Below are 11294 nucleotides of genomic sequence, written 5' to 3'. Positions count from 1 at the left end.
CTCCCACCCCGTCGCGACGTCCCCGAACGTGGTTTCGACGCAGGTGGGACAGGTTGAGGCCGGTTGGTGACGGTTCGGTGGACGACGATGTACGGCGCTTGCACTCGGCAGGGTGGAGTGACCAAGAAGACGACTGACCACCCCCTGACCAGCAAACGGACGGCCCCACCGTGTACAACTGGGGCCGTCCGTTCCGCGATTGCTCCGTGCTGCTTCAGTCCGGGAGCCAATACCTGTCCTGGTGATGTGTACGACGCAGGTCCTCCGCAGCCCGAAGCGCGTCTATCTCGGCCCGACGCGCGATCTCGGCGGCCTCCTGGGCAAGGGCCTGACGCGTGCGCTCGGCTGTTCGCTCGGCCTCTGCTCGCTCGGCCTCCAGTTCGGCGGCCCTCCACTGGGCGGCTTTGCGCTCGGCAGCCTCCCGCTCAGCCTTCCAGGCCTCCTGGGCCTCCCGCATGGCCTCCCCCTCGGCGATCCGACGCGCCTGTTCCGCTGCCACCCGACGCTCCAATTCATCCCTCTCTCGAAGAGCTTTAGGCTCCACCCAGCGATTAATGACAAATACTGCAATTGCTATGCCAATGATCGTGCCGAGGAACATTACCGTGTAGTACTGCCACGGCTCTGGTTGCGTTGCCTGTAGCCCGACGACTAATGCCCTGTCGGCCAGCAAGCTCCACATCGCACCCTCCTGGGATGAGCACATGAGACGGACTTCGTAGCAACCGTTTCACGGTAAATCCTGGAGGGCTCCCTGGCTAGGGCAGATCACCTTGCCCGCTATGCCCGCCTCCTGCGGCCTCGAAGTGCGCCTGTTCGGGGCACGGTCCTTAGCTGTACGCGCGCACAGAAATGATCACAACTACTCCAAGTAGTAAGCACAGCTAGCGCCTGTCCCGGATCCTGTGCACCCAACTACCAATCCGTGCCTAGCAGCTCCGTGAGCCTCATGGATGACCGTCTTTCCAGCCCGGCCGACCACTGGAAACCGGCCAAACGTGGACTACTGGCCTCTCGCGAGCGTGGCGGCCAGGTGGCGGCGCGTACCCCGCGCCGGGCCGGGTCGGGGCGGGCCGGCGGATGTGGCGCGGCGCGCGGCCTGGCGCGGCCGTCCGGTGACCGGCGCCCACGCCGCACGCTCCGGGCGGCCTGGCGCGGGGCCGCGCAGCGGCCTGAGCGCCGCCGCCCCTTGATCCAAAACAGCCAAATTCGGCAAAGTAGCGCGGGTTTGCCGGCGTTTAGCTACGTGAGCGGGCGTCGTTCACGGCTTTGATCAGGGATGCGATGTCGTCGCTCAGAGCGGGAGTCGTGGCGACGGTGGCGGTCGAGGCAAGGGTGTGGTCGGTGCCGTCTTGGTCGGTGACCCTCGCTCCGGCTTCGCGGGCGATGATTACGCCTGCGGCCATGTCCCAGGGTTTGTTGGACAGGGTGATGCTGGCGTCCAACTTGCCTTCGGCTACCCAGGCCAGATCAATCGCTACCGATCCGAGCATGCGGACGCGTTGGACGTTCGCGGCTAGGCGTTCGGTCAGGGCGATGCGTCGTCGATTCTTGGCCTGGGCGTTCTCGCCCACCGCATAGTCACCTATGGCGACTATGGCGTCTTTGAGGGTGGTGGTCATGCTGGCTTGTATGCGGCGGTCTGCGAGATAGGCGCCGGTGTGCTGGGCTGCGTGGTAGCGGGTTCCGAGGAATGGCAAGTCGATGACTCCGACCACGGGGCGGCCTCGTTCGATGAGGCCTATGGAGATGCCGCAGAGGGGGATGTTGCGGACGAAGTTGGCGGTGCCGTCTATCGGGTCGATTGCCCAGAGGAGTTCGCCGGTTGTGTCTCCGCTGATGCCCTCTTCTTCGCCGAGGATGGCGATGTTGGGGGTTCGCTCTTTGAGGTGGTCGCGGACGGCGCGTTCTACGGCGTAGTCGACTTCGCTGGCCATATCGCGGTCGCCCTTGGCGGTGAGAAGGCCGGGGACGCGTGTGCGCACTAGATCGCTGGCTATCTCTGCCGCCTTGAGTGCGACGGGCAGTAGAGCTGCGGGTGCGTCGGTCATACGGTGCGGCCTCGTTCCCATAGCGCGTTGAAGATCTCTTCGAACGTCTCATACAGTCCGCTGCCGGTCGCGTTGCGCTCGGCGAGGAAGGTGGGCGAGTCGACTCCGCGGGCGGTCGGTAGGTAGGGCTGCATCACGCAGAGCTTGTCGTTGATGAGGGTGATGTTGAACCGGATCGTCTCGTCGTAGACGGCAACGGACAGCCGGTCTTGGCCCTCGGGTGACAGTCGCCTCCGTAGGCGGGTCAAAACCTCGATGTTCAGGCGGGTGAGGGTCGTGAGGTGGTTGTCGCTGTAACCCTCCTCCCGTTCACGGGCTCGGATGGCTTCGCCTTCGGGGTCCAAGAACAGCGCTTGCAGGGCGGTGCCGCCCTCAATGAGGCGGTAGAGCCGCTGGTCAGGGTACTGCTGGCACAGCATGTTGAGGGAAAGGCCGGCGGCCCGGATGCTGCTCGCACCGTCGAGTAGAGCGTGCGGCGGGTGCGCGAAAGAGAACTCGGCGCGGGTGGGGAAGACGGCGGTGACGTCGGCGTAGGGGTTCGGGCCTACCCGGTCGGCTGTCGATTCGAGGTCGGCGCGTTCGTCGCTGGGGGCGTAGGCGGCGGGCTCGTCCGCCAGGACGTGCGGCGGGCATGGGGCGAACAGCTCGTCGGCGGTCCACTCGGGGAACATCGCCTCTAAGACGCGACAGTGATCGGTGTAGGGAAGGCGTTTGAGTTCGCCGGACGTCCAGCGGTGGAGTTGGGCGCGGCTGGGTGCGGTGCCGGTGAGTTCGGGCGAGATCTTCTTGGCGGCCTCGTTGTAGGCGGCCTGGAACATGCCGTACCGATGTAAGCGGCGCTGACGGATCATGACCTGCAACAGGATCGGTTGGGGGGACACCGGCCGTCCTCTCTGGGTGGGCGTTCACCAGGCTAGGCGCGACACGAGATCGAAGACGAGACAAAGTCGAGACAGTTGCAAGACGTTGACGTCCAAGACGAGATGATCAAGGCGTCGTGACGCAACGTGACTTGTTGGCACGGTGTCGTCATGGCGAGCGATTGCACCTCTTGCAGGGGACGCGGGGTCAAGCGGCGTGTGGCGCGACGGACGTTGGCGCCGGGGCACGTGGCGGGCGTTCCGGCTGAGAGCCGTCAGGACCGCTGCCCCGACTGCTCCGGGACGGGCCGGGCGTCCGAGCGGCAGGGCGGTGCGGAGTCGTGAACGCGCGGGACTTCGAGTTGCGGCTTCTGGCTGACCTGCGAACCTCGCTCCTCGGTCTGGGCCTGGCGGTCCGGTTGGACGAAGAGCATGCCGGGGCTGCTGGTGAGTACGGCCAATCCGGGTCTGTTCGTGTGGGTGTTCGTCGGGGCCTCCGGGCGGACGTTCACCTGGCGGCGCGACGACAGTAAGCACCCGGTTGACGACGTGCCGGGCGCGGCAGCCCAGGTCGCTCGCTTTGTGACCGGCCAGGCCGGGCAGCTCAACGGGTCGGCGGACGACCACTTCGACTAGCGCTTGCGGCTGGCCTGACGGGCTGGCCCATGAGCGCATTGAGCGGCAGAGCCGGAGGCGCGGCGAGGACGGCCCGTTTCGTGATCACCTCAAACGCCCCCCGTGATCGCGAGCGGCAGGCGGGCCAAGCCCCGCGCCTCCGGCTCTGCTTCCAAGGAAGCGAGTTATAGGTGATGGGTTCTTCTATCTCCCGCGACGGCGAACTTCGGGTGTTGGGTGATCTGTGCCGTGCATTGGTCATGCGCGGTCTGTGCGTCCAGATGCGTGACGCCGTTCCCGGACTGACCATCACTCGGGCGGGCGGAACAACCGCGGACGTCGTCGGCTACGTCGTCGTGAACCGTCGCAAGGGCGAGGTGTCCTGGTGGCGGGTCGACAACGTTCACCCGGTAACCGACCTGGACGGGGCGGCGGAACGGATCACCGCGTTCATGGCCGAGTCGACGGCGCCTGACCGGCAGAGGTCCCGGCCGTGACGTCGTGGGCGGGAGACACTCCGGATGATGTGACAAGGGCGGTCGTCACCCTGCAGCGCCGGTTTCCTGGGTCGTCAGTGTGGTTCGGACGGCACACGTCGCGGTGGTGGGCTGTGATGCCTTGGGCTAAGCGGTGGGTGCTTCTCGAAGCGGAGACGCCATTGGAGCTGGCGGACAGGATGGCTGAGGCGTTCGGGACGACTGTTCCAAGCGCGTGACCGGGGCGTGGTGGAGTCCGATAGTCGTGACAGGCAGGGTGCGTTGGGCGTACATTGATCTGACCTGGTAAGACAACCTGTCGGATGATGGACGGTCGAGATATGAGCCTTGAATCCGTGCCGCCGAAGTATGCCCAGCTCGTCACGGAGCTTCAACGGCGCATCGAAGCGGGCCGGTACGCCCCCGGTTCGGCGATGCCCAGCGAACACCAGCTCATTGACGAGTTCGGGGTGAGTCGGCCAACCGTGGTGGCGGCCCTGCGAGTTCTCCGCGATCAGGGGTGGATCGACTCCCGGCAGGGCAAGGGCCGGTTCGTCCGCGGGCGTCCTGCTTTGGCCTCCCTGGACAGCGCGCGAGCGGGACAGACTCGGCTGACGGGCTCCGAAACGGCCATTCCCGGTGAGGTGCTGGCCGCTGGTGTGGTCGACGCTCCGAACCGCATCCGTTCGCTTCTCGTCCTCGGATCGTCCGGCAAGGCGTTCGTTCGCCGGCGACTGCTGACGGCTGACGGTGCGCCGTCTGAACTCCTGTCCCTGTGGCTGCCTCTGGAGCTTGCGGAGGGGACGGACCTGACCAGTGCTGAGCCGCTGAAACAGGGCATGAGGCAACACCTGGAATCGCGCAAGGGCGTGACGTTCGATCATGTCATCGAGCACATTGTCGCGAGGATGCCGACCGGCGAGGAAGCGTCCGCCTTGTCGATGGGTGAAGACGTCCCGGTCCTCGTCGTCTATGCGACTGCGCGTGACGCTGCTGGCAGTCCCCTGCTGGTGGTCGACACGGTCCTGCCCGCTGACATGCACGAACTGGAAGACGCCTACCCGCTGGCGTGACCGCATCCGGCCACACGCCGGTTAGTTACTTGATAGACCAAGCTGGGTAGCCTTATGATCGGATCACTTGATAGGTCAACTGACCTACAGTTGACCGAGCAGGAGCGATCATCATGGCGGTGTAGGGCCCGTTCAAGGTCGCGTTCGGGGACGTGTTCCCGTTCGGGGGCGTTCATCAAGGGCGGTGTGGAGCCGGTGCGGGACTTCGACCGGTCGACGAAGGAGAACTTCGTGCAGGCGCGGGACAAGGAGTCCGGCGAGCTGGTGTGGGCGGTGGAGGTGCTGGACGCCGACCCGCAGTCGAAGGGCACGTTCAAGGTCAAGCTGTCGGCTCCGGTGCAGCCGATCATGCCGGAGGCTCCGGCGGGGTTCCCGTTCGTGCCGGTGGAGTTCGAGGGCCTGTCGGTGACGCCGTACGTCAACTCCGGTACCGGGCGGCTGGCCTACAGCCTCAAGGCGTCGGCGATGCGCCCGGCCAACCTCAAGGGCGGCGGGGGCCGGTCGGCGGGCAAGGACGGCGGCGCGGCCGCGAAGGATGCGGCGTGATGGCGGGCGGGCGCATGTCGGCGCTGTCGCTGCCGATCGACCCCGGAGCCTCGGTGGAGTTCAAGCCGTTCCGGGCGCGCACGCCGCTGTTCACGGTGTCGGCCGGTCGGATGCTGGTCACCTTCACCCTGCCCGAGCGGGTCAACGCCGGTGACGTCGAGTTCGCGCGGCGGCTGGCCGAACAGGCTGCGGCGTATGCGGTGGAGGTAGAGCGGCTGCACCGCTCCGGCCGTCCCTCCTCCGGTCGTCCGTCCGGCCGGTCCTCGGGGAAGGCGGTGGCGTGATGGCGTCCTACAGCTACACCACGGTCTGTGTCGACCCGGACGGGACGGCGCGCACGTCGGTGCATCTGCACCCGGACGAGCAGGTCTCGGTGCTGTGCGGAAGCGGCCAAAAGCGGGCGCAGATCTCCCTGTCGCACGCGAGCGCTGACGTGATCATCACGCCGACGAACCCGGAGGCCCCGACCGCCAGGGACCTCGCCGTCGCGCGCAAGCTGGCCGAGTCGTTCGCCCGGTACCCCGCCGAGGTGGAGCGGCTCCACGAACTCAACGCCGAACCGGCCGATTCCGTCGAGGGCACGGCGGCCTGATGTCTGGGTGGGGCGGCTGGAGCTGGTACCTCCGGCCGCCCCGCTTCTCTCTCCCCTGATCAGCACAAGTGAAAGAGCGTCCCATCATGGCATGGGAGTTCCGCAAGCTCGGACCGGGCGAGAACGTCGCGGTCGAAGCACAACACGACCCGTTCGCCGCCCCCAGGTGGGCGCCCCCGGTGTGGCACATGCCCGAAGGGCTCGTTCTGATCGTCAACGCCGTCCGCGTCCTGGTCCGGACGGTGGTGTTTCTGGTCCGCAACATCGTCCCCGTCTCGGTCGCGTCCGGGCTGGGCTGGCTCGGCGTCCGGTACGGATGGGTCGTCCCCGTCCTGGTCCTGGCCCTGGTCGCTGCTGGTTTGGGCGTGTGGGCGCGGGTGGACCGTCCGTCCTTCGTCCGCTGGGTTGCTCGTCCGGTCCGGGCGCGGTGGCGGCGGGTGTGGGTGTACCGGCGGCACTGGCAACCCGTCCTGGTCACCGCGGGCCTGACCAAGGTGCACAAGGGCCGCGAGTACCTGCCCTCCCTCGTCCGCGTCCGCTGCGGCCCGACGTCGGATCGGGTGCTGGTGCGGATGCTCAAGGGGCAGGCTCCGGAGGCGTGGGAGCGGGTCGCGGTCAACCTCGCGCATGGCTTCGGCGCTTCGCTCGTCCGCGTGCGGGACGGGAACAAGCCGGGCCGGGTCTGGCTGGAGTTCGTCCGCCGTGACGCCCTCGCCGAACCCATCCCCGCACTCCCCATCCCCGATGCGGCCGACGTCGACCTGACCGCCCTGCCAGTCGGGCGCCAGGAGGACGGCTCCCCGTGGCTGCTGCGGCTGCTCGGTACGCACGTGCTGATCGCGAGCGCGACCGGGTCCAGCAAGGGCTCGGTGATCTGGTCGACCATCCGCGCGGTGCTGCCGTGGATGCTGGGCGGGTTGGTGGAGGTGTGGGCGGTCGACCCCAAACGCATGGAACTGTCCTTCGGCCGCCCTCTGTTCGAGCGGTACGGGCGCTACTCCTCCGACCCCTCCGGCGGCATGGTCGCGCTGCTAGAAGACGCGGCCGCCGACATGAACGCCCGCGCCAACCGCTTCGCGGGCCTGACCCGCTCGTTCACGCCGTCGCACGAGTTCCCGTTCCGGGTGATCGTGGTGGATGAGCTGGCGTTCCTGACCGCCTACTGCCCTGAGCGCGACCTGCGCAAGCGGGCCGAGTCGGCGTTGGCGGTACTGACCTCGCAGGGCCGGTCGGTGGGGTACTGCGTGATCGGGGCGCAGCAGGACGCCCGCAAAGAGGTCAACAACCTGCGCAACCTGTACCCCGACCGCATCGCCCTGCGCCTGGACGAAGACGAACAAGTGGACATGGTTCTCGGCGATGGTGCTCGGGATCGGGGTGCGCTGGCCGACCAGATCTCCTCGGTCCCCGAGGTCGGTGCGGGGGTGGGGTTCGTCCGGCTGGAAACCAGTCCGGATCCGGTGCGGGTGCGGGCCGAGTACGTCTCGGACAGCGACATCCGGGACATGGTCGCGCTCGCCCTGCCCGAGGTTGAGGGGGCGGCATGAGGCAACCCACCCTCGACGCCCCCGACGTCGACGCGACCTCCCCGCCCGAGCCGGAACCGGTGGTCAAGACCCTGCCTCCGCTGGCGCGGGGCGTGCTGGAAGCGGTCGCGGTCGACCACGGTGTCTGTATCCGGCCGGTGCCGATGCGGCGGGTGGACCTGGCCACGGGCGCGGGCGAGGTGGTGTACGTGCCGTGCGGGCACACGCTGGCGTCGGTGTGCCCCTCGTGCGCCGAACGCAAGCGCAAACTCCGCGCGGTGCAGTGCCGTCAGGGCTGGCACCTGACCACCGAACCCGTCATCACCCGCGCCGACCCCGACGCCGAACAACGCGCGTGGATGGAACTGCGGGCACACGCGACGGCGGCACGCGACAAGGCCGCCCAGGACGGCGCAGCGGACGGGGAAGACGCCGAGTTCTGGGACGCCGTTGTCCGGGACCTGGATCACGAGCTGGCACGCTCGGGCGTGCGCGGTGCCCTCAAGACCGGTGAAGAGTCCAGGGGCCGGCGGACCCGGTCCACGCGGCGGCGGCAGGACGCTCCGGATCTGCCTCGGCGGCCGGTCGACTCCCGCACCCTCGGCAAGGTGTTCCGCGGCCGGGACGGTCGAACCTTCCGGCCCTCGCTGTTCCTCACCCTGACGTTGGACTCCTACGGGAGGGTGCGCAGCGACGGGACGCCGGTCGACCCGGACTCCTATGACTACGTGCGGGCGGCGCGGGACGCGTTGCACTTCTCCAAGCTGGTGGATCGGTTCGTGCAGAACCTGCGCCGGTTCGTCGGCTACGACGTGCAGTACTTCGCGGCAGTCGAACCCCAACGGCGGCTGGCTCCGCACCTGCACATGGCCATCCGCGGGACGATTTCGCGGGCGGAACTGCGTCAGGTCGTGGCGGCCACCTACCACCAGGTGTGGTGGCCTTCGACCGACCGCGTGGTGTTCGAGGGGGAGCGGCTCCCGGTCTGGGACGACGCGGCGGGCGAGAACGGCGGCTACCTTGACCCGGCGACCGGGGAAGTCCTCCCCATCTGGGATGAGGCACTGGATGCCCTCGGCGCGGCCGAGGATGTCGAACCTCTGCACGTGGTGCGGTTCGGACGGCAGATCGACGCTCAGGGCGTCATGGCCGACACTCCCGACTCCCGCAAGCTGATCGGATACCTCACCAAATACCTGGTCAAGGGCGTGGCTGAATGCCACGCTCCGGACACTGAGGCGCAGCGCGAACACGTCGACCGGATGGCCGAAGCACTGCGCTACGAGCCGTGCTCACCGACGTGCGCGAACTGGCTGCGCTATGGCGTCCAGCCCAAGAATCCGCGCAAAGGCATGACGCCGGGGTTCTGCAAGGGCAAGGCACACCGTCGTGAACATCTCGGCTACGGCGGCCGCCGCGTCCTGGTCTCCCGCAAATGGTCGGGCAAGACCCTCGCCGATCACAAAGCCGACCGCAAAGCCTGGGTGCTGGCGCGGCTGGCAGAGGCCGGAATCCCCGTCACCAACCCCACCGACCCGACCGCGATCCACGTCTGGGAGCGTGCCGGACCCGGCGACCCGGACGTCAAACCCACCGAGCAACGACTCCTGCTCCTGATCGACGAACGCATCCAACGGCGTCGCCAGCTCGACGCGGCGACCCACAACCCCACCCCAGAACTTTCGGCAACTGCGGAGGCAGCGTGAAGCGCAGTGAGTTGATGACCACGAAAGAGGTCCTCGCCGAGTTGGGCGGGCACGTGGATCGGAACGTCTTCTACCGTTGGCGTTCCACGGGCCGGGCTCCTGCGGGCCTCAAGCTGCCCAACGGTGAGCTTCGTTTCCGCCGTTCCGAGGTTCTCGCCTGGATCGACTCCCTAGAGCAGGGAGGCGCGGCGGCATGATGTCGTATCAGGTGCGGTTCTGGTCCATAAAGACCGTGAAGAACCGCCGTCGTCCGTTCGGCGTCCGCTGGCTCGTGAACGGGCAAGAGAAATCAGAATGGTTCGTCTCAAAAACCCTGGCCGAGCGTTACCGCTCTGACCTCGTCAGGCGGCTCGGCGTGGGGAAGCCTTCGACACGGTGACGGGCCTCCCCGAATCGAAGCTACGGACTCACAAGTCCGGCTCCTGGTACGACCACGCTCGGGAGTACGCGGCTCGCAACTGGCCTGGTAGCGCGGCCAAGACCCGCGCGACTGTGGCTGACTGCCTGGCGTCGGTCACTCGGGGCCTAGTGGTGGACGAGCGGGGGGCACCTGGCCCTGAAATCCTGCACCGGACCCTCGCGACGTGGGCTTTCAACTGGCAGCGCATGGAAAAGCAGGAACCTCCGCCAGAGATTGCAAGTGCCCTCGCATGGCTGGCCAAGAAATCCATTCCACTGGCTGACCTGGAAGACCCGGCGGCACTGCGCAATGCCCTCGACGGCATGGCGGTCAACCTCGACGGGAAACCGGCGGCGGCCAAGTCCGTCATGCGGCGGCTCTCCGTGTTCCGCTCCTGCCTGGACTACGCCGTAGAACTCAAAGTCTTTCCGGCAAATCCGCTCAGTGGTGTCCGGTGGGAGGCACCCAAGACGGCGGAACAGGTCGACCCTCGTCAGGTTCCCAACCCTCGGCAGGCTCGCGCGCTGCTGGCGGCAGTCCCGGCTGTCGCCCCTCGGGTGGGTCGGCATCTTTATGCCTTCTTCGCCTGCCTGTACTTCGCGGGCCTGCGTCCCTCGGAGGCGGTTGCGCTCCGCCTGGACGACTGCGAACTTCCGGCAACTGGCTGGGGCCGTCTCTTGCTGGCAGGCTCTAGCCCAGCCTCGGGCAAGCAGTGGACGGACGACGGCCAGTACCACCAGTCCCGCAGCCTCAAGGCACGTGCCGACGGGGTGAAGCGTCCGGTCCCGGCCTGCCCCGAACTGGTCGTCATCTTGCGTGCCCACGTGGATGAGTTCGGCGCGGCCGAAGACGGCCGGTTGTTCCGCAGTCAGCGTGGCAATCGCCTCGCGCCCGTCAGCTATGAGTCAGTTGGCGGCGGGCTCGCGAACGCGTCCTGACGGCTGCGCAGCTCGCCACGCCCCTCGCCAAACGGCCGTACGACCTGCGTCACGCATGCCTGTCGCTCTGGCTGAACGGCGGGGTGCCGGCGGCCAACGTGGCGGCTCGTGCTGGGCACTCGGTGGCCATGTTGCAGAGCACATATGCTCATTGCATCGACGGCGATGAGGAGATCATGAACCGGCGCATCGATGCAGCGCTCGGGGCTCCTCTTATCCCTGTCGCGGAACGCGCGGAACAAACCGCCCCTATGCTGCCCCACCCTCGGGTCCGCGTTCCGCGACTGTTCCGCGGATACCGGCGGACGACCGCGCACAGTGGATCACAGCCGCACACGCCTGACGTCCCCGAACGGGCCTCCGACGCAGGTGGGGACGGGTTGGGGGAGTGTCAAGTTAACGGCTGATTTGGGGTTTGGGTGGTCAGTGGGTGGTTGGGGTGAGGCGGCCTTCGAAGGCGATCTGGAAGGCGTTCAGGGCGGGCTTCCAGCGCTGGACCCAGCGTTTCTGG

General features: G+C 67.5%; 14 protein-coding genes. 11 read left to right on the top strand and 3 right to left on the bottom strand.

From position 1 onward, the window contains the following. Window positions 1–214: 214 nt before the first annotated feature. The 3 genes from E1287_RS39050 to E1287_RS39040 all read right to left on the bottom strand — a co-directional run bounded on the left by E1287_RS39050 (window position 215) and on the right by E1287_RS39040 (window position 2932). Complete coding sequence (locus E1287_RS39050; protein ID WP_131970466.1) at window positions 215–682, bottom strand: hypothetical protein; 468 nt, start codon at window positions 680–682, stop codon at window positions 215–217. 556 nt (window positions 683–1238) lie between these two features. Continuing rightward, on the bottom strand, window positions 1239–2051 hold the full coding sequence (locus E1287_RS39045) for an inositol monophosphatase family protein (RefSeq protein WP_131970464.1): 813 nt from the start codon (window positions 2049–2051) through the stop codon (window positions 1239–1241). After that, window positions 2048–2932: a DUF5919 domain-containing protein gene (locus tag E1287_RS39040; protein ID WP_131970462.1), complete on the bottom strand. Its 885-nt coding sequence runs from the start codon at window positions 2930–2932 to the stop codon at window positions 2048–2050. Before E1287_RS39040 ends, E1287_RS39045 begins: the two co-directional genes overlap by 4 nt. A gap of 411 nt (window positions 2933–3343) precedes the next feature. On the opposite strand from E1287_RS39040, the gene E1287_RS39035 reads away from it, so the two are divergent. The 11 genes from E1287_RS39035 (at window position 3344) to E1287_RS45150 (ending at window position 10783) form a co-directional block, all read left to right on the top strand. Continuing rightward, complete coding sequence (locus E1287_RS39035; protein WP_131970460.1) at window positions 3344–3547, top strand: hypothetical protein; 204 nt, start codon at window positions 3344–3346, stop codon at window positions 3545–3547. Window positions 3548–3807: 260 nt separating this feature from the next. After that, window positions 3808–4023, top strand: a complete 216-nt coding sequence (locus E1287_RS39030; protein ID WP_131970458.1) for a hypothetical protein — start codon at window positions 3808–3810, stop codon at window positions 4021–4023. 320 nt (window positions 4024–4343) lie between these two features. Beyond that, on the top strand, window positions 4344–5075 hold the full coding sequence (locus tag E1287_RS39025) for a GntR family transcriptional regulator (RefSeq protein WP_165969418.1): 732 nt from the start codon (window positions 4344–4346) through the stop codon (window positions 5073–5075). Window positions 5076–5261: 186 nt separating this feature from the next. Next, entirely contained in the window at window positions 5262–5621 is a 360-nt protein-coding gene (locus E1287_RS39020) for a plasmid replication, integration and excision activator (protein WP_207934729.1), read from the top strand. Further along, entirely contained in the window at window positions 5621–5905 is a 285-nt protein-coding gene (locus tag E1287_RS39015; protein ID WP_131970454.1) for a hypothetical protein, read from the top strand. Before E1287_RS39020 ends, E1287_RS39015 begins: the two co-directional genes overlap by 1 nt. Next, window positions 5905–6213 carry a hypothetical protein gene (locus E1287_RS39010; RefSeq protein WP_131970452.1) on the top strand — a complete coding sequence of 103 codons (309 nt, stop codon included), beginning with the start codon at window positions 5905–5907 and terminating at the stop codon, window positions 6211–6213. Before E1287_RS39015 ends, E1287_RS39010 begins: the two co-directional genes overlap by 1 nt. An 86-nt stretch (window positions 6214–6299) precedes the next feature. Beyond that, complete coding sequence (locus E1287_RS39005) at window positions 6300–7760, top strand: cell division protein FtsK (protein ID WP_243719737.1); 1461 nt, start codon at window positions 6300–6302, stop codon at window positions 7758–7760. Further along, window positions 7757–9445 (top strand): replication initiator, encoded by a 1689-nt coding sequence (locus tag E1287_RS39000; protein ID WP_243719736.1) that lies wholly within the window; start codon window positions 7757–7759, stop codon window positions 9443–9445. Before E1287_RS39005 ends, E1287_RS39000 begins: the two co-directional genes overlap by 4 nt. Further along, the gene (locus E1287_RS38995) at window positions 9442–9642 is read left to right on the top strand and encodes a helix-turn-helix domain-containing protein (protein WP_165969417.1); all 201 of its coding nucleotides are present in this window, start codon (window positions 9442–9444) and stop codon (window positions 9640–9642) included. The genes E1287_RS39000 and E1287_RS38995 overlap by 4 nt, the downstream gene beginning before the upstream one ends. Continuing rightward, entirely contained in the window at window positions 9639–9824 is a 186-nt protein-coding gene (locus tag E1287_RS45155) for a hypothetical protein (protein WP_207934728.1), read from the top strand. Before E1287_RS38995 ends, E1287_RS45155 begins: the two co-directional genes overlap by 4 nt. Window positions 9825–10051: 227 nt before the next feature. Next, window positions 10052–10783 carry a hypothetical protein gene (locus E1287_RS45150; RefSeq protein ID WP_207934727.1) on the top strand — a complete coding sequence of 244 codons (732 nt, stop codon included), beginning with the start codon at window positions 10052–10054 and terminating at the stop codon, window positions 10781–10783. Window positions 10784–11294 lie beyond the last annotated feature (511 nt).

Source organism: Actinomadura sp. KC06, assembly GCF_004348735.1.
Taxonomy (GTDB): domain Bacteria; phylum Actinomycetota; class Actinomycetes; order Streptosporangiales; family Streptosporangiaceae; genus Spirillospora.
This window is presented reverse-complemented; position numbering and strand designations above follow the sequence as displayed.

Bases quoted from the DNA above. Each gene is read 5' to 3' on its own strand.
- E1287_RS39010 (WP_131970452.1), top strand. From the start codon at position 5,905: ATGGCGTCCTACAGCTACACCACGGTCTGTGTCGACCCGGACGGGACG.
- E1287_RS39015 (WP_131970454.1), top strand. From the start codon at position 5,621: ATGGCGGGCGGGCGCATGTCGGCGCTGTCGCTGCCGATCGACCCCGGA.
- E1287_RS45155 (WP_207934728.1), top strand. From the start codon at position 9,639: ATGATGTCGTATCAGGTGCGGTTCTGGTCCATAAAGACCGTGAAGAAC.
- E1287_RS39000 (WP_243719736.1), top strand. From the start codon at position 7,757: ATGAGGCAACCCACCCTCGACGCCCCCGACGTCGACGCGACCTCCCCG.
- E1287_RS39035 (WP_131970460.1), top strand. From the start codon at position 3,344: ATGCCGGGGCTGCTGGTGAGTACGGCCAATCCGGGTCTGTTCGTGTGG.
- E1287_RS39005 (WP_243719737.1), top strand. From the start codon at position 6,300: ATGGCATGGGAGTTCCGCAAGCTCGGACCGGGCGAGAACGTCGCGGTC.
- E1287_RS39050 (WP_131970466.1), bottom strand. From the start codon at position 682: ATGTGGAGCTTGCTGGCCGACAGGGCATTAGTCGTCGGGCTACAGGCA.
- E1287_RS39030 (WP_131970458.1), top strand. From the start codon at position 3,808: ATGCGTGACGCCGTTCCCGGACTGACCATCACTCGGGCGGGCGGAACA.
- E1287_RS39025 (WP_165969418.1), top strand. From the start codon at position 4,344: ATGAGCCTTGAATCCGTGCCGCCGAAGTATGCCCAGCTCGTCACGGAG.
- E1287_RS39045 (WP_131970464.1), bottom strand. From the start codon at position 2,051: ATGACCGACGCACCCGCAGCTCTACTGCCCGTCGCACTCAAGGCGGCA.
- E1287_RS45150 (WP_207934727.1), top strand. From the start codon at position 10,052: ATGGAAAAGCAGGAACCTCCGCCAGAGATTGCAAGTGCCCTCGCATGG.